Origin of the sequence: Dactylosporangium sp. McL0621 (assembly GCF_049995355.1) — a bacterium.
Classification (GTDB): Bacteria; Actinomycetota; Actinomycetes; order Mycobacteriales; family Micromonosporaceae; genus Dactylosporangium.
The window spans coordinates 10,971,676-10,987,895 of record NZ_CP188259.1; the positions used below are offsets into that span (position 1 = coordinate 10,971,676).

Here is a 16,220-nt window from a genome sequence, read left to right on the forward strand (position 1 = left end):
GAGGGCGGCCCGGGGGGATCGTCCACGGTGGACGGGGTCCGGAACGGACCCGGCCGGCCTTGAAAGGAAGTGCAAGATGACGGGGTACCGAATCAGGCTCCCGGCCCCCTGCGGGACACTTGCTGCGTGAGCCTCCATGCCGATGACCTCCCGGACGTCCTCGCCGTCACGCCGCTGACCGGCCCGCCCGACGTGACCCTGCGCCCGCCCGGCTCGAAGAGCATCACCAACCGGGCGCTCATCTGCGCCGCCCTCGCCCCCGGGCGCAGCACGCTGACCGGGATGCTCTTCGCCAACGACACGCACGCGATGCTCGGCGCCGTCCGCGCGCTGGGCGCCGCCGTCACCGTCGACGAGGCGGCGCAGACCGTGCTCGTCGACGGCATCGACCCGCGCACCGCGACCGGTGAGGTGCGCATCGACGCCCGCCAGTCCGGCACGACGGGGCGCTTCATCCTGCCGGCGGCGGCCCTGCGCCCGGCGCGCGGCATCGTCGACGGCGACCCGCAGCTGCGGGCGCGGCCGTTCGGCCCGCTCGTGGACGCCCTGCGCGAGCTCGGCGCGACGATCGAGGACCTCGACCGCCCCGGCTACCTGCCCGTCGCCGCGACCGGGCCGTTGGCCGGCGGCAAGGTGGCGGTGCCGGGGCACATCTCCAGCCAGTACCTCTCCGGACTGCTGATGGCCGGGCCGCTGATGGCCGACGGGCTCACCGTGGAGCTCACCTCGCCGCTGGTCTCCGTGCCGTACGTCGAGTCGACCACCGCCGTGATGGCCGCGTTCGGCGTCCAGGTGGACGGCCTGACCGTGCGCCCGCAGGCGTACCGGGCCACGGAGTACGACATCGAGCCCGACGCGAGCGCCGCCTCCTACCTGCTCGCCGCGGCCGCCATCACCGGCGGGCGGGTGAGCGTCGAGGGCCTCGGCACCGGCAGCCTGCAGGGCGACGTGCGCTTCGCGGACCTGCTGGAGCGGATGGGCGCGCGGGTCGAGCGGGACGCGCACCGCATCACGGTGACGGGCACCGGCGAGCTGCACGGCATCGAGGTCGACATGGCCGACATCTCCGACACCGCGCAGACCCTCGCGGCCGTGGCCGCGTTCGCGGACTCCCCCACGGTCGTCACCGGCATCGACTTCATCCGCCGCAAGGAGACCGACCGGATCGCGGCGATCGTGACCGAGCTGCGCCGCGCGGGCCTCGACGCCACCGAGGACGTCGACGGGTTCACCGTGCGGCCGGGGGCGATCGCGCCGGCGGACTTCGAGACGTACGACGACCACCGCATGGCGATGAGCCTGGCCCTGCTCGGGCTGCGCGTGCCCGGCGTACGCATCAAGCACCCGCGGTGTGTCTCGAAGACCTATCCGACGTACTTCGAGGACCTGGCCCGCCTGCGATAGCTAGCGCCGCTCGCAGGCGGGGCCGGACCTGAGCAGTTCACTGGCCGTCGAACCAGAGCGCCTCCCACGCCCCGGGCGCGGCGCCGGTCGCCTTCATCTCCTCGTAGTACTGGCCGGTGTAGTCGAGGCGGCAGGTGAAGTACGTGCCGCGCGAGGCGTTGCGCAGGTAGTACTTGCCGCCGTCGGTCCAGACGTCGAAGGTCTCCCAGATGTCGGCCCACTCGCCGCGGCCGCGCAGCATGCCCAGGTTCTTGCCGGTGTACCCGTACTCGGCCGTGACCAGGTACCCGGACGGGGCCTGCAGGAACACCGTGTGCCCGCCGTCGTCGGAGCAGATCTCGAAGACCTCCCAGCTGCCGGTCGTCCCGGGCGCGGTGCGCGCGCGGAGCATGTTGTGGCTGGCGCCGGTGTACCCCTGCTCCTCCGCGATGTACCGGTTGGCGGCGAGACTGAGGATTTTGTACTCGCGGCAGCTGGCCAGCCCCGGCACGCCCGTGCCCTCGAAGCCGAGCTGCTGCTCGCCGTCGCGGGTCAGCGGCGTCGCGCCCGTCATGTCGATGTGGCCCGGCGACAACCCGGCCGGGGGCGCGCCGGCGCTGCCCTGGGCGCTGGGGTGCCCGGGGTCGCTTTCACCGGCGCGCGCGAGCGCAAGGGGGGTCACGACCACCGCCACGACCGCGGTGGCCACCAACACGAGAATGCTCTTGCGCCGCACCGGGCACTCCGTTCACGCCGACGGCCGCTTCGTCCGGCCGTACCGCGGGAAATGCTCGGCCACCCCATCGAAAGGGGTCAAGGCGCCAAAGCCGATCTTAAAGCTTCTTTCAGCGCCCCTTGGCCGTTGTAACGCAGCGCGTTCGCGACCCCCGGCCTGCGCTGTGAAAACTGCTGAAAACGGGCTGAAAAGTTCACGCCCGAATACACAAGGCGACGGACGAGTCGACCTGTACGCCGGGTTCTGTCCCCGCCTCTCGGCGGTGGACGGCCATCCATCTCGGCCTGCCGTCGCCGGCAGGCTCCAGCGGTCTACCCGCAGGCTCGGGCGGGCCGCCCTCGAACGCCTGCGCAGGCCGGTTCCCGTGGGCGCCGGCCCTTTTGACCTTGCTCCGGGTGGGGTTTACCTAGCCGCCCCGGTCACCCGGGGCGCTGGTGGGCTCTTACCCCACCGTTTCACCCTTACCAGCTCGCGCTGGCGGTCTGCTCTCTGTGGCACTGTCCCGCGGGTCGCCCCGGGTTGCCGTTAACAACCACCCTGCCCTGTGGAGCCCGGACGTTCCTCGGCGGTGCCGGAGCACCGACGCGGCCGCCCGGTCGACTCGTCCGTCGTGCTGACTATGGTAGTCAGACCATGGAACTCGCCGACATCGCACTGCTGGCCGCGGCCGGGCTCGCCGCCGGCACGGTCAACGCGATCGCCGGCGGCGGGTCGCTGATCACGTTTCCGGCCCTGATCGCGACGGGGCTGCCGCCCGTGGCCGCGAACGTGACGAACACCACATCGGTGTTTCCAGGGTACGTCGCGGCCGTCTACGGCAGCCGCACCGACCTGACGCTCGAGCACCTGCCGCGGCTGATACCCACGTCGGTCGTCGCGGCGGCGCTCGGGTGCGCGTTGCTGCTGCTCACGCCGGCCGCGGCCTTCGACTACGTGGTGCCGTTCCTGGTGCTCGGGGCGACCGCGGTGCTGGCCTTCCAGGACCGGCTGCGCCGGCTCGTCGGGCACCCGCGGGAGCTGTCCGGGCGGCGCCGCACGCTGAGCCTGCACGCGATGGTGTTCGCCGGGTCGCTCTACGGCGGGTACTTCGGGGCCGCCCTCGGCGTCATGCTCGTCGCCGCGCTCGGGCTGGTGCTGGACGAGACGATGGCCCGCATCAGCGCCCTGAAGAACGTCATCTCGGCCGTCGGCGGGCTCGTCGGGGTGGTCGCGTTCGCGCTGTTCGGGCCGGTCGACTGGGCCGACGTGGCCGTGGTCGCGCCGGCCGCGCTGGTCGGGGGCTACGGCGGCGCCCGGCTCGCCCGGAGGCTGCCGAGCGCCGTGCTCAAGACCCTCATCGTCGTGTTCGGCACGGTGGTGGGGCTCGTCCTGCTGTACCGCGCCTTCTCCTAGGCGACTCAGCTAGGCGAGGTGGCCGGTCTCGTTGACCGAGCGCACCGCGACTCCCCCGTCCGGCCAGGAGTCCACGAGCGAGACGCCGGCCGGGTCGAGGTACAGCCGGAACAGGAACGAGTCGCTCGCGCCCAGCGCGTCGCGCAGCAGCAGCTTGATCGGGGTCACGTGGCTGACGACCGCGATCTGCCGGCCGTCGAAGCGGTCCTGCAGGCTGCGCACGGCCCGGCGCACGCGCATGGCGACCTGCTGGAACGACTCGCCGCCGGGCGGCGGGACGGCGGTGGAGGCGAGCCAGCGGTCCTGCTCGGCGCCGTACCGCTCGCGGACCTCGGCGTAGGTCAGGCCCTCCCACTCGCCGAAGTCGCACTCGATGAGGTCGTCCTCGACGATGAGCGGCACGTCGCCGAGGGCCGCGGCGGTCTCCAGGCAGCGCTTCAGCGGGGAGGTGATGACCGCGGCGAGGTCCGGGGCGAGCGCCCGGGCCCGGACCGCGGCCTGAGCGGCCTGCTGGTGGCCCAGCGGGGACAGCGGGATGTCGCCGCGGCCGGAGTAGCGCTTCTCGGCCGTGTAGGACGTCTCGCCGTGCCGCACCACCACCATGCGCAGCGGGGATCCGGTCGCCGGCGGGGACCACGAGCGCTTCGGGGCGTCCGGCTCCTCGGCCTTGCCGTCCATCGCGGCGTTGGCCAGGCGGTCGGCGTCCTTGTTGCGTTCACGGGGGATCCACGCGTACCGCACCAGCGCGAAGCCCTGCGCGATCCCGCGCGCCTCGTCGGCCAGGGGGCGCAGGCCCGGGTGCTTGATCTGCCAGCGCCCGGCCATCTGCTCGATGACGAGCTTCGAGTCCATGCGCACGTCGACCTCGTCGGCGCCGAGCTCGCGGGCGGCCTTGAGCCCGGCGATGAGGCCGGAGTACTCCGCGACGTTGTTCGTCGTCACCCCCAGCGCCCCGAGGCGCTCGGCGAGCACCGCGCCGGCCTCGTCGCGCACGACCGCGCCGTAGCCCGCCGGCCCGGGGTTGCCGCGCGATCCCCCGTCCGCCTCGACGGTCACCCGCATGCGGCTACAGCCCCGACTCGGCGGTGCGCACCAGGATGCGCCGGCACTCCTCGCAGCGCACGACCTCGTCGGGCGGGGAGGCCTTGACCCGGGCCCGGTCGCCGCCGGAGAGCTCGATGCGGCAGCCCTCGCAGCGGCCCTGGCGCAGCATCGCCGCGCCGATCCCGCCGCTGGACTCGCGGATCTTGTCGTAGAGCCCGACGAGGTCGGCGGGCAGGTCGGCGGCGAGCGGGCGGCGGCCGGACCGGCGGAACTCCTCGTCCTTGGCGATCGCGGCGAGGGCCTCGTCGCGGCGCTGCTCGGACGCGGCGCGGGTCGCCCGGGCCGTCTCGAGCCGGCCGACGATCCCGTCGAGGGTGGACTGCGCGGTCTCGCGCTGCTCCATGAGCTCCAGCTCGGCGTCCTCGAGCTCGGACTGGCGCCGGTTGAGCGTGGCGATCTCGTGCTGCAGCGCCTCCAGCTCGCGGGAGGGGCCGGTGCCGGCGTCGAGGCGGGACTGGTCCTTGTCCTTGCGGGCGCGGACCTGCTCGGTGTCCTTCTCCAGCCGCTCGATGTCGCGGTCGATGTCGTCGACGGCCACCTGGGCGCGGACCCGCTGATCCTCCAACGTGGACAGCTCGCGGGCCAGCGAGTCGAGCTCGGCGTGCTCGGGCAGGGCCTTGCGCTTGTGCGCGAGCTGGGTCAGCGCGATGTCGATCGCCTGCAGATCGAGCAGGCGGCGCTGGGCTTCCGGATCGGCCTTCACGAGTGGTTATCCTCCAACAGGACCCAGGGTGAGGTGTCCACATCGGACACGATGGTCTGCACGCCGGCCTCCGCGCGCAGGAAAGCCGCGACGTCGTCCAGCCAGGGCCGCTCCGACGCCCAGTGCGTGACGTCGACGAGAGCCGGCCCGCCGTTCGCGAGGTGCTCCTGCGCCGGGTGGTGGCGCAGATCCGCGGTCAAGTATGCGTCAACGCCGGCCCGGGTGGCGTCGGCGAGGAACGCATCGCCGGCCCCGCCCGACACGGCGACCGTCTCCACCCGGGCGGCCGGGTCGCCTGCCACGCGTACCGAAGCCGCCGCACCTGGCAGTTTCGCCGCCGCATGCCGGCCGAACTGCGCCAGGGTCATCGGCTCGGGGAGCCGGCCGATGCGCCCGTGGCCGCGCTCGGGGGCCCGGGGATCCGGCCGCAGCGGGTGTACCTCCCGCAGCCCGAGCGTCGCCGCCAGCGCATCGGACACGCCCGGGCGGGCCACGTCGCCGTTGGTGTGGGCGGTGAACAACGCGATCCCGGAGCGGATCATCCGGTGCACGATGCGGCCCTTGTACGTCGTCGGCGCCACGCTGGAGACGCCGCGCAGCAGCAGCGGGTGATGGGTGAAGACGAACTCGGCCCCGGCCCGCGCGGCCTCGTCGACGACGGCGGGGTCGCAGTCGACGGCGAGCAGCACGCGGGTCACGGTGGCGTCCGGCTCGCCGAGGACGAACCCGACGCGGTCCCAGTCCTCCGCCCACTCCGGCGGGTACCGCTGCTCCAGCAGTCTGACGAGTTCGGCGACAAGCACGGCGTAACGTTAGTCCACCGGTTCGGTGCCCGTGATGCGCTGGGCCTGCACGGACGGGTGGGCCTCCAGCGCGTCGAGCGGCAGGCGCCACGGGAAGTCGTTGCGCGTCTCGCCGATGCCGGGCTGGTGCAGCTCGAGCACGTCGTCGCCGTAGAGCACGGTGATGCCCCAGGAGCGCAGCCGCGCGATCGACTCGCCGAAGGCGGGGTGGGCGGCCATCGCGCGGTTGGTGTACGGCACCGCCACGATCGGCAGCCCCAGCCCGAGGCCCTCGACGATGAGGCCGAGGGCCAGGGTGTCGGCGATGCCGGCGGCCCACTTGTTGACGGTGTTGACGGTCGCGGGCGCGACGATCATCGCCTCGGCGGCGGGCAGGATGTCGGGGTCGCCGGGGTACTTGTACCGGTGCCGCACGGGGTGGCCCGTCTGCTTGACGAGGCCGGGGATGTCGAGCCACTTCAGGGCGTCGGGCGTGGCCACCACGCAGACGTCCCAGCCACGCTCCTGGGCGAGCGCGACCAGATTGCCAACGCCGGCGGTGGCGGGTGAGCCACACACGACGGCGTACAGAACGGGTCGTGACATGCGGGCATTCTGCCCCGTGGCTCAGACTCCGACACTCATGTGCTCGGCAAGTTCCGCCACCGGGGCCGACGGGGTCCCCCGCGTGCGGCGCAGCACGTCGCTGAGCACCTCGCGGGCCAGCGGCCGGCAGCGGATCTCCGACGGGGCGAGCCGGTCGCCCTCCAGCAGCATCTCGCTGGCCATGTCGATGTCGCCGATGAGCGCCTGGGCGCGGGCCTGGTCCAGATAGTGGTGGGCCCGGCGCTCGGGCAGCAGGGCGTTGAACCCGTCGGGATCGAGCGACTGGTGTACCTCCACCGCCACCCGGCCCTCGCCGAGCTCGACGGCGGCCGCGGCCCGGTGCAGCTTCACGTTCGTCGGGCCGAAGCACGACCAGTAGTAGTTGGCGTCGCCGTCCATGCTCCGGGCCGCCTCCTCCGCGCCCGCCAGCAGGTCGCGCACGGTCGCGCTGTCGCCGATGCGCGCGGCCGCCATCGCGCCCTGCAGCAGCAGCTGGCCGTAGACCGAGAGGCGCTCGGGGGTGTTGTCGTTGCCGGCGGTACCCGGGGCGAGCCGGTTGGCGATGTTGACGTTGATCTCGAGCGCGGGGCGGGCCCGGCCGAGGGAGAGCAGCGCGCAGGCGACACGCGTGGTGGCGGTGCCGGCCAGCAGCTGATCGCCGGCGCGCTGGGACACGGCGATCGAGCGGTCGGCGGCGAGCCACGAGAGCTCGTGCTCGCCGAGCTTGCGCAGGGCGCTCGATGCGATCTGGTACACCTGCCCGAGCAGGTGGGCGGCCTCCGGGGCCTGGGCGCCGTCGCTGTAGGCGGTGTCGGCGGCCTGGGCCTCGCGCAGCAGGCGGGGCAGGGTGCGGGCCAGCATGCCGTACTTCGCGTGCTGGTACGACAGCCAGGCGTGGGTCACCGCCTTGCGCATCTCCGGCAGCGGCGGGGGCTCCGGCGGCGCGTAGAAGAACGCGCTGATCTGGTCATAGCGCTCCAGCGCGGCCCGGATCTCCTCGACCTCGATCTGGTCGACGCAGTTGACGCTGTCGGGGCGCCGCTCGGGGTCCCGGCCCAGCAGGATCTGCACGTCCAGCTGCAGGACGTCGGCGATCTCGTACACGACGGAGAACTTGTCCAGGCGGCGCACGCCGCGCTCGACCTTGTCGACCCAGCTCTTGGACTTGCCGAGCCGGTCGGCGAAGACCTGCTGGGACATCTTGCGCCGGTTCCGCCAGTAGGCCACCCGACGGCCGATGGGCAACTCATCCACGTCGCTCACCTCCGGAGGTCACCCGGCCGGTAGACATCGCACGATTTGTGCGGTTCATCCCGGTCGTTCGCTCATACGTTCCGATGTGCAAGTTGCAGCCCCCGTCGGAATTCCCAACGACGCACAACGCGTCCGGTAACGCGACGTGGTCTTGTGCGCACTTTTGAGTGATCTCGCCAGGCAGGAGATGGTCATGCCCTCGTTGCTCACATGGGGTAAGTCCCGGCTCGGCAAGGCCGCGGCCCGCTACGCCGCGCACGGCTGGCCGGTGCGGCCGGGCGCCTACCTGGTGGGCCGGCACGCCGGCCGTCACCTGCGGCAGCGCCGCTTCGACTGCGGCCGCCCCGGCTGCCCGACCGTCGCGTGCCACCCGGCGCCACGCCCGATGACCGGCGACGCGGCGCAGGCCCGGGCGCTGTGGCGCGAGCACCCGTACACGATCCTGCTGCCGACCGGGCACGCCTTCGACGTGCTCGAGGTGCCCGGCACCCTCGGCCGGACCGCGCTGCTGGGCGACGGTTTCGTGGCCGCCCGCGGCCCGGTGGCGGTGGCACCCGGGGACCGCTGGATGTTCCTGGTCCGGCCCGGGCACGGGGTGCTGCCGGAGCTGGCCGCGCACGCGGGGGTCGTCCTGCACGGGCAGGGTTCCTGGGTGCCGGCGCCGCCGAGCCCGCAGTTCGGGGGCCGGGTCCGGTGGGAGCTGACCCCGGAGGCGCACCACTGGCGGCCCGCCGAGCCCTATGCCGTGCAGGCCCTCATGCTCGATGCCATCGGCGCCGGCCCCCCGGTCGCCACGACCGGCCACCGCACCACCTGGCGCGCGGTCGCCTAGCCCCGGCGCACCGGGCGGCGCGCCCCTGAGTAACTGCGTCGAGATCAACAAAGCCGGCTCTCTCACGGAAATGTTCACGTGCAGATTTCATGCCGGTGCCCAAAGTACGGGGCTGTGGCCCCACGGTCGACCCTTGTAATCCCTCCGAAGTACTCAAGGATCGGTAGGGTACCTACTCAAAGTAGAGTATTGATCTACTCTATTGATCATCATCAACCCGTAGAGCCGAGGCGATTCGGTCCGTTACGGGTCTTGACTCACTACGACCCGCCGCGAACTGCGGACACTTGGTCCAGTGAATCCGGCCGACCACCGAGCGTAACGCATTTCGTCGCATTGCCGAACCCGCCGGATATCTCGGCTTATGCCGCTCTGTGCACATCGCGAAACGACAAGGCGGCCGGGTCCGCAGACCCGGCCGCCATCGAGCACCGCCTTATGAGTCGCCGCCCGTTTCGCCGACCGGGGCCGCGTTCACGTCGTCGATCGCGTACTTCTTCGCCGCCTCCGCCGGGGCCGTGACCGGGACCTCGCCGCGGCGGGCCAGCTGGCTCAGCGTCGCCACCACGATGGACTCGGCGTCCACGTGGAAGTGGCGGCGCAGGGCGTGGCGGGTGTCCGAGAGGCCGAAGCCGTCGGTGCCGAGCGAGGTGTAGTCGTTGGGTACCCAGCGGGCGATCAGGTCCGGTACGGCGCGCATGAAGTCGCTCACCGCGATGACCGGGCCCGTCGTGTCCTGCAGGGCGCGGGTCACGTACGGCACCTGGGGCTCGTCGCCCGGGTGGAGCAGGTTGTGCTCCTCGGCGCGGACCGCGTCGCGGCGCAGCTCGACCCAGGACGTCGCCGACCACAGGTCCGCGGCCACGCCCCACTCCTCGGCCAGCAGCTTCTGGGCCTTGAGCGCCCACTGCATGCCCGTGCCCGAGGCCAGCAGCTGCGCCCGGGGGCCCTCCGGAGCGCCTTCCAGGGACGACGCCGGCTGGTACAGGTACAGGCCGCGCAGCAGCCCGTCGACGTCGACGTCCTTGGGCTCGGCCGGCTGGAAGATCGGCTCGTTGTAGACGGTCAGGTAGTAGATGAGGTCCTCGGGGGCCTCGCCGTACATGCGGTTGACCGCGTTCTCGGTGATGTGCGCGATCTCGAACGCGAACGCCGGGTCGTAGGCGACGACGGCCGGGTTGGTCGCGGCGATGAGCAGCGAGTGCCCGTCCTCGTGCTGCAGGCCCTCGCCGTTGAGCGTCGTGCGGCCCGCCGTCGCGCCGAGCAGGAAGCCCCGCGACATCTGGTCGGCCGCGGCCCAGATGCCGTCCGCGGTGCGCTGGAAGCCGAACATCGAGTAGAAGATGTACACCGGGATGATCGGCTCGCCGTGCGTCGCGTAGCTGGTCGCGGCGGCGGTGAACGAGGCGACGGAGCCGGCCTCGTTGATGCCCTCGTGCAGGATCTGGCCCGAGGTGGACTCGCGGTAGGACAGGAACAGCTCCCGGTCGACCGGGGTGTAGTTCTGCCCGTGCGGCGAGTAGATCTTCGCGGTCGGGAACAGCGAGTCCATGCCGAAGGTGCGGGCCTCGTCGGGGATGACGGGCACCCAGCGCCTGCCCATGCCCTTGTCGCGCATGAGGTCCTTGAGCATGCGCACGAAGGCCATCGTGGTGGCGACCTTCTGCTTGCCCGAGCCGCGCTTGATGTCGCCGTAGACCGAGCTCTCCGGCAGCTGCAGCGGGATGTGCTTGGTGCGCCGGTCGGGCACCGAGCCGCCGAGGGCGGCGCGGCGCTCGCGCATGTACTCCATCTCCTCGGACTTCTCGTCCGGGCGGTAGTACGGCACCGCGTACGGGTTCTCGCCGATCGCGCTGTCGGGGATGTCGAGGTACAACCGGTCCCGGAAGTCCTTGACGTCCTGCAGGGTCAGCTTCTTCATCTGGTGGGTGGCGTTGCGACCCTCGAAGTGCGAGCCCAGCGTCCAGCCCTTGATGGTCTTGGCCAGGATGACCGTCGGCTGCCCGGTGTGCTCGGTGGCCGCCTTGTACGCCGCGTAGAGCTTGCGGTAGTCGTGCCCGCCGCGCTTGAGGTTCCAGATCTCGTCGTCGCTGAGGTGCTCGACCATCTTGCGGGTGCGCGGGTCACGGCCGAAGAAGTGCTCGCGGACGTAGGCGCCGGACTCGGCCTTGTACGTCTGGTAGTCGCCGTCGGGCGTGACGTTCATGAGGTTCACCAGCGCGCCGTCGGTGTCGGCGGCCAGCAGCGGGTCCCACTCGCGGCCCCAGACGACCTTGATCACGTTCCAGCCGGCGCCGCGGAAGAACGCCTCCAGCTCCTGCATCACCTTGCCGTTGCCGCGGACCGGGCCGTCGAGGCGCTGCAGGTTGCAGTTGATCACGAAGGTGAGGTTGTCGAGCTCCTCGCGGGCCGCGACGCCGATGGCGCCGATCGACTCGGGCTCGTCCATCTCGCCGTCGCCGAGGAACGCCCACACGTGCTGGCCGGACGTGTCCTTGAAACCGCGGTTGTGCAGGTACCGGTTGAAGCGCGCCTGGTAGATGGCGTTGATGCCGCCGAGGCCCATCGACACCGTCGGGAACTCCCAGAAGCCCGGCATGAGCCGGGGGTGGGGGTAGCTGGGCAGGCCGCCGCCGAGCCCGCGGTGCGAGAGCTCCTGGCGGAAGCCGTCGAGCTGCTGCTCGCTCAGGCGGCCCTCGAGGAAGGCGCGCGCGTACATGCCCGGCGAGGCGTGACCCTGGAAGAAGACCTGGTCGCCGCCGCTCGGGTGGTCCTTGCCCCGGAAGAAGTGGTTGAAGCCGACCTCGTAGAGGCTCGCGGCGCTCGCGAAGGTGGAGATGTGACCGCCGACACCGACGTCGGGCCGCTGGGCGCGCTGCACCAGCATGGCGGCGTTCCAGCGGATGTACGCCCGGATGCGCCGCTCGATGTGCTCATTGCCGGGGAACCACGGCTCGCGCTCGGGCGCGATGGTGTTGATGTAGTCGGTGGTGGTGAGCGGCGGGACGCCGACCTGCCGTTCGCGGGCGCGCTCCAGCAGGCGCAGCATGACGTACCGGGCACGCTTCGTGCCGCGCTCGTCGATCACGCCGTCCAGCGACTCGACCCACTCGGTGGTCTCCTCGGGGTCGATGTCGGGCAGCTGGCTCGGTAGGCCGTCGCTGATCACCGGGCGCTTGCGTTCGGTGGACACAGGCGTTCCTTCTAGGTTGCTAGCGACCGGAGGGCGCTGCGACCGGTCTGGGTGGCCTCGGGGTGTGGCTCGTATGGTTCATAGGCCCAAAGTTTGTGACACTGTGCGAGCCCATGTCCCATCCTGCCTGGCTTCGGCGCGGTCCGTCACGCCTACGGGACGCCAACTGCGACGCTCGCCACGATACCGACGAGTAACTTCTGTGCCGCTGCCCTCTTGACGCAGACGCGACATTGCGAGTATCCCAGGCGCCCGGATCGGCTACCGTGCCGCCCGTGTCCGAGAATTCGTCCTGGTGGCTGCTGCTGCCCTGCGGCATCGTCACCGTGGCCCTGACCACGGCGATCGTGGTCGTGGTGGTGGTCGTGCGCAAGGTCGCCCGCCCCGCCCTGCGCAACCTCACCGACGTGCGCGGCGCAGGGGGGAGCTCGAGCCCCCTGGACTCCAACTGGGTGCCCGGGCCGGCGACGACGGACACGTACACCCAGCCGTCGTCGTCCTACTCCGAATCGTCGCACGACCAGTGGCAGAGCCACGGTCACACCGTCCATCACCACGACTCGGGCTCGTCCTGGAGCGACTCCGGGTCGTCGTCCTGGAGCGACTCCGGCTCTTCGTCGTCGGGCGACTCCGGGTCCTCGTCCTCGAGCGACTCCGGGTCGTCCTCCTCGAGCGACTCCGGGTCGTCCTCCTCGAGCGACTCCGACTGAGGACTGGGACACTGGGCCGATGCGCACCGAGGTGATCACGGTCCGGACCGGCTCCAGCCCCGTCGTGCGGGACATCACGGAGGAGGCGGCCCGGTTCGTCGCCGGCCAGGGTGACGGCCTGCTGCACGTCTTCGTCCCGCACGCGACCGCCGGCGTGGCCGTCATCGAGACCGGCGCGGGCAGCGACGACGACCTGCTGCGGGCCCTGGACGACCTGCTGCCGACCGACGACCGGTGGCGGCACCGGCACGGCTCCCCCGGCCACGGCCGCGACCACGTGATGCCGGCGTTCGTCGCGCCGTACGCCACGCTGCCGGTCGTCGACGGCCGGATCGCGCTGGGCACCTGGCAGTCCATCTGCCTCGTCGACCCGAACGGCGACAACGCCACACGGCAGGTGCGCCTCAGCTTTGTCCGCGGATGACAGGATGACCCCGTGATCGAGCGCCGAGTCGCCGTCGTGTTCCTCGTCGACCCCAACGGACGCGTGCTCATGCAGCACCGCGACCGGCACGCCAAGGTGTCGCCGAACCAGTGGGCCATGCCCGGCGGCAAGATCGAGGAGGGGGAGTCGCCGGAGGAGGCCGCGCGCCGGGAGGTGCTCGAGGAGACGGGCCTGGACGCGGGGCCCATCCAGGCGTACCTCACCCGCACCCGCCCCTCGGTGACCACGGCCGACGGCGAGGTCGAGATGCACGTCTTCTGCGGCCCGACCGACGCCCGGCAGGACGACGTGGTGCTGGGCGAGGGTCAGGCCATGGTGTTCCTCACACCCGAGGAGGCGCTCGCGCGTGACCTGGGCGTGACCGCGGCGCTGCTGCTGCCCGGATTCCTGGCCTCGCCTCAGTACCGGGCGCTGGCCGAGCGGTAGCCGGAGACTCCTCCGGACGGCCCGAATCTGCGGGTACACCTGCCTTGGGTGGCATCACATGACCGTTTTCGGCCATGCTGTCGAGCGTGACCACCCCTCAGGATCTCGACGAGCGGTTCCGTGCCGAGCTCGCCGGGCTCGTGGCCGGGGCCGCCGCGCGCGACCTCGACGAGCCCGTCCGCGAGGACACCGCGCTGACCGGCGAGCAGGCCCGCGCGCTCTACGACGCCCAGTCGACGAGCCGCCACCTGGACCTGGCCGCGCGCTGGCTGCGCAGCTTCGACGCGGGGTACTACACCATCGGGTCCGCGGGGCACGAGGGGAACGCCGCCGTGGCCGCGGCGCTGCGCCCGACCGACCCGGCGCTGCTGCACTACCGCTCCGGCGGGTTCTACTGCATGCGCGCGGCCCAGGTGGCCGGCAGCGACCCGATCCGCGACGTGCTGCGGGGCGTCGTCGCCTCGGCCAAGGAGCCCATCGCGGGCGGGCGGCACAAGGTGTTCGGCCACGCCGACCTGCACGTGGTGCCGACCACCTCGACGATCGCCTCGCACCTGCCGCGGGCGGTCGGGGTGGCGTACGCGCTGGGCCGCGGCCGGCGCCTCGACCCACCCGGCGGCGGGCACGGCTGGCCGGCCGACGCGCTCGTCGTGTGCTCCTTCGGCGACGCCTCCATCAACCACGCGGCCGCCACGGCGGCGTTCAACACCGCCGGCTGGTGCGACCACATCGGGCTGAAGCTGCCGCTGCTGTTCGTCTGTGAGGACAACGGCCTGGGCATCAGCGTGCGCACGCCGGACGGCTGGGTGGCGGCGGCGCTGGGCAGCCGGCCGGGGCTGCGGTACTACTCGGCCGACGGCTGCGACACGGCCGAGACCTACGACCGGGCGGCGGAAGCGGCGGCGTGGGTGCGGCGGTACCGCCGCCCGGCCGTGCTGCACCTGAGCACGATCCGGCTCATGGGCCACGCCGGCGCCGACGCGGAGATGGCCTACCGCTCGCCCGTCGAGATCGCCGCCGAGCTGGGCCGCGACCCGCTGGTGCGCACGGCCCGGATGCTGGTCGAGGCGGGCGTGGCCACCCCGGCCGAGCTGATGACCCGCTACGACGAGATCGGCTGGGAGGTGCGCCGCGTCGCCGAGGAGGTGCTCGGCGAGCCGAAGCTGGCCAGCGCGTCCGAGGTGACCGCGCCGCTGGCCCCGCGCCGCCCCGTGCGGGTCTCCCGGGCCGTCGCCGACGCGGCCGCCCACCTCGGCGCCGACGACCGGCTCGAGGAGGCGCACGGGGACGCCGGGCGGGAGCTCGACGACGACCTCGAGTTCACCGCCGACACCTTTTCCGACGACACCCTCACCGCCGGCACGTTTTCCGACGACACCTTCACCGCCGGCACCTTCTCCTCCGGCACCGCCGGCCACACCGCCGACGACTTCGCCGCCGACAGCGATGACTGGCCCGAGCCGGAGCGGACGCCCGCGCCGGCCGCCGCGGTCCGGCCGGTCTCGGGCACGCCGCGCAACAACGGCAGCGGCCACCCGGCGAGCCGCCTGGCCGCGTTCGGCGGGAAGCTGCCGGAGAAGGCCGGCCCGCTCACCCTCGCCCAGACCATCAACTCGACGCTGACCGACGCGATGCTGGCGTACCCGCAGATGGTCGTCTTCGGCGAGGACGTGGCGGCCAAGGGCGGCGTCTACGGGGTCACCAAGGGGCTGCGGGACCGCTTCGGCGCGACCCGGGTCTTCGACACCCTGCTGGACGAGACCAGCATCCTGGGCCTCGGGCTCGGCGCCGGGCTGGCCGGGATGCTGCCGGTGCCCGAGATCCAGTACCTGGCCTACCTGCACAACGCCGAGGACCAGCTGCGCGGCGAGGCGGCCACCATGCAGTTCTTCTCGCAGGGGGCCTTCCACAACCCGATGGTGGTGCGGGTCGCGGGGCTGGCGTACCAGCTCGGCTTCGGCGGGCACTTCCACAACGACAACGCCCTGGCCGTGCTGCGCGACATCCCCGGCCTGGTGGTGGCCGCCCCGGCACGGGCCGAGGACGCGGCCGCGATGCTGCGCACGTGCCTGGCCAGCGCGGTCGTCGACGGCAGCGTCTGCGTGTTCCTGGAGCCGATCGCGCTGTACCACACCCGCGACCTGCACACCGACGACGACAACTGGTGGCTGTCGGACTACGCCCCGCCCAGCGAGTGGCCGGCCATCCACGTGCCGATCGGGCGGGCCCGGGCGTACAGCAACGGCCCCAACGACGACCTGACCATCATCACCTTCGGCAACGGGGTCCGGCTGTCCCTGCGCGCCGCCGCCCGGCTCACCGCGGAGGGCATCCACTGCCGGGTCGTCGACCTGCGCTGGCTCTCACCCCTGCCGGTGGGCGACATCATCAAGAACGCCTCCGACACCGGCCGCGTCCTCGTCGTCGACGAGACGCGCCGCTCGGGCGGGGTCGGCGAGGGCGTCATCGCCGCGCTCGTGGACGCCGGGTACGTCGGGGTGGCCCGCCGGGTGGCCGCCGTGGACTCGTTCGTGCCGCTCGGGCCGGCCGCGAACCACGTACTGGTGTCCGAAGAACAGATCGTCCAGGGCGCGAGATCACTGCTGGCCCGGTAACTTGGACCTTTAGTTTTTCGATCGCATCGGTGCGCCACT

General features: G+C 72.2%; 14 protein-coding genes and 1 other RNA gene. 7 read left to right on the top strand and 8 right to left on the bottom strand.

Translation table 11 applies throughout. The annotated features are described in order from the left end of the window. Positions 1–126 precede the first annotated feature (126 nt). The gene (gene aroA, locus ACPPVO_RS51895) at positions 127–1,404 is read left to right on the top strand and encodes a 3-phosphoshikimate 1-carboxyvinyltransferase (protein ID WP_426506681.1); all 1,278 of its coding nucleotides are present in this window, start codon (positions 127–129) and stop codon (positions 1,402–1,404) included. Positions 1,405–1,441: 37 nt separating this feature from the next. Here the strand turns inward: aroA and ACPPVO_RS51900 are convergent, their stop codons facing one another. After that, entirely contained in the window at positions 1,442–2,119 is a 678-nt protein-coding gene (locus ACPPVO_RS51900; RefSeq protein WP_426506683.1) for a fascin domain-containing protein, read from the bottom strand. Positions 2,120–2,335: 216 nt separating this feature from the next. After that, an RNA gene (rnpB, locus tag ACPPVO_RS51905) (RNase P RNA component class A) lies at positions 2,336–2,723 on the bottom strand. Between the two features lie 29 nt (positions 2,724–2,752). On the opposite strand from rnpB, the gene ACPPVO_RS51910 reads away from it, so the two are divergent. Then, positions 2,753–3,511, top strand: coding sequence for a sulfite exporter TauE/SafE family protein (locus ACPPVO_RS51910; RefSeq protein ID WP_426506684.1), 759 nt, complete (start codon positions 2,753–2,755; stop codon positions 3,509–3,511). A gap of 9 nt (positions 3,512–3,520) precedes the next feature. Here the strand turns inward: ACPPVO_RS51910 and ACPPVO_RS51915 are convergent, their stop codons facing one another. Genes ACPPVO_RS51915 through ACPPVO_RS51935 form a run of 5 tightly spaced genes read right to left on the bottom strand, consistent with a single transcriptional unit; the run spans position 3,521 to position 7,960 of the window. After that, entirely contained in the window at positions 3,521–4,573 is a 1,053-nt protein-coding gene (locus tag ACPPVO_RS51915; protein WP_426506686.1) for a histidine phosphatase family protein, read from the bottom strand. Positions 4,574–4,577: 4 nt separating this feature from the next. After that, complete coding sequence (locus tag ACPPVO_RS51920; protein WP_426506688.1) at positions 4,578–5,318, bottom strand: zinc ribbon domain-containing protein; 741 nt, start codon at positions 5,316–5,318, stop codon at positions 4,578–4,580. Continuing rightward, the gene (locus ACPPVO_RS51925) at positions 5,315–6,121 is read right to left on the bottom strand and encodes a Nif3-like dinuclear metal center hexameric protein (RefSeq protein WP_426506689.1); all 807 of its coding nucleotides are present in this window, start codon (positions 6,119–6,121) and stop codon (positions 5,315–5,317) included. Before ACPPVO_RS51925 ends, ACPPVO_RS51920 begins: the two co-directional genes overlap by 4 nt. A gap of 9 nt (positions 6,122–6,130) precedes the next feature. Continuing rightward, positions 6,131–6,706 (bottom strand): flavoprotein, encoded by a 576-nt coding sequence (locus ACPPVO_RS51930; protein ID WP_360379059.1) that lies wholly within the window; start codon positions 6,704–6,706, stop codon positions 6,131–6,133. Between the two features lie 21 nt (positions 6,707–6,727). Further along, positions 6,728–7,960: a helix-turn-helix domain-containing protein gene (locus ACPPVO_RS51935; RefSeq protein ID WP_426506692.1), complete on the bottom strand. Its 1,233-nt coding sequence runs from the start codon at positions 7,958–7,960 to the stop codon at positions 6,728–6,730. Positions 7,961–8,153: 193 nt separating this feature from the next. Here ACPPVO_RS51935 and ACPPVO_RS51940 point away from each other — a divergent pair, with 193 nt between their 5' ends. Next, positions 8,154–8,792 (top strand): bifunctional DNA primase/polymerase, encoded by a 639-nt coding sequence (locus ACPPVO_RS51940; RefSeq protein ID WP_426506693.1) that lies wholly within the window; start codon positions 8,154–8,156, stop codon positions 8,790–8,792. Between the two features lie 436 nt (positions 8,793–9,228). Here ACPPVO_RS51940 and aceE read toward each other — a convergent pair whose 3' ends face one another. Next, positions 9,229–11,985 (bottom strand): pyruvate dehydrogenase (acetyl-transferring), homodimeric type, encoded by a 2,757-nt coding sequence (gene aceE / locus ACPPVO_RS51945; RefSeq protein ID WP_426506694.1) that lies wholly within the window; start codon positions 11,983–11,985, stop codon positions 9,229–9,231. Between the two features lie 275 nt (positions 11,986–12,260). On the opposite strand from aceE, the gene ACPPVO_RS51950 reads away from it, so the two are divergent. The 4 genes from ACPPVO_RS51950 to ACPPVO_RS51965 all read left to right on the top strand — a co-directional run bounded on the left by ACPPVO_RS51950 (position 12,261) and on the right by ACPPVO_RS51965 (position 16,181). After that, complete coding sequence (locus ACPPVO_RS51950; RefSeq protein WP_426506696.1) at positions 12,261–12,695, top strand: hypothetical protein; 435 nt, start codon at positions 12,261–12,263, stop codon at positions 12,693–12,695. A 19-nt stretch (positions 12,696–12,714) separates the two neighbouring features. Then, complete coding sequence (locus ACPPVO_RS51955; RefSeq protein WP_426506698.1) at positions 12,715–13,119, top strand: YjbQ family protein; 405 nt, start codon at positions 12,715–12,717, stop codon at positions 13,117–13,119. Positions 13,120–13,131: 12 nt separating this feature from the next. After that, a complete protein-coding gene (locus ACPPVO_RS51960) occupies positions 13,132–13,566 on the top strand; it encodes an NUDIX hydrolase (RefSeq protein WP_360379075.1) in 435 nt (144 codons plus the stop codon). A 74-nt stretch (positions 13,567–13,640) separates the two neighbouring features. Further along, positions 13,641–16,181 (top strand): transketolase C-terminal domain-containing protein, encoded by a 2,541-nt coding sequence (locus ACPPVO_RS51965; RefSeq protein ID WP_426506700.1) that lies wholly within the window; start codon positions 13,641–13,643, stop codon positions 16,179–16,181. The last annotated feature ends 39 nt before the right edge of the window (positions 16,182–16,220 follow it).

Bases quoted from the DNA above. Each gene is read 5' to 3' on its own strand.
- ACPPVO_RS51965 (WP_426506700.1), top strand. From the start codon at position 13,641: ATGCTGTCGAGCGTGACCACCCCTCAGGATCTCGACGAGCGGTTCCGT.
- ACPPVO_RS51930 (WP_360379059.1), bottom strand. From the start codon at position 6,706: ATGTCACGACCCGTTCTGTACGCCGTCGTGTGTGGCTCACCCGCCACC.
- ACPPVO_RS51915 (WP_426506686.1), bottom strand. From the start codon at position 4,573: ATGCGGGTGACCGTCGAGGCGGACGGGGGATCGCGCGGCAACCCCGGG.
- ACPPVO_RS51910 (WP_426506684.1), top strand. From the start codon at position 2,753: ATGGAACTCGCCGACATCGCACTGCTGGCCGCGGCCGGGCTCGCCGCC.
- ACPPVO_RS51940 (WP_426506693.1), top strand. From the start codon at position 8,154: ATGCCCTCGTTGCTCACATGGGGTAAGTCCCGGCTCGGCAAGGCCGCG.
- ACPPVO_RS51955 (WP_426506698.1), top strand. From the start codon at position 12,715: ATGCGCACCGAGGTGATCACGGTCCGGACCGGCTCCAGCCCCGTCGTG.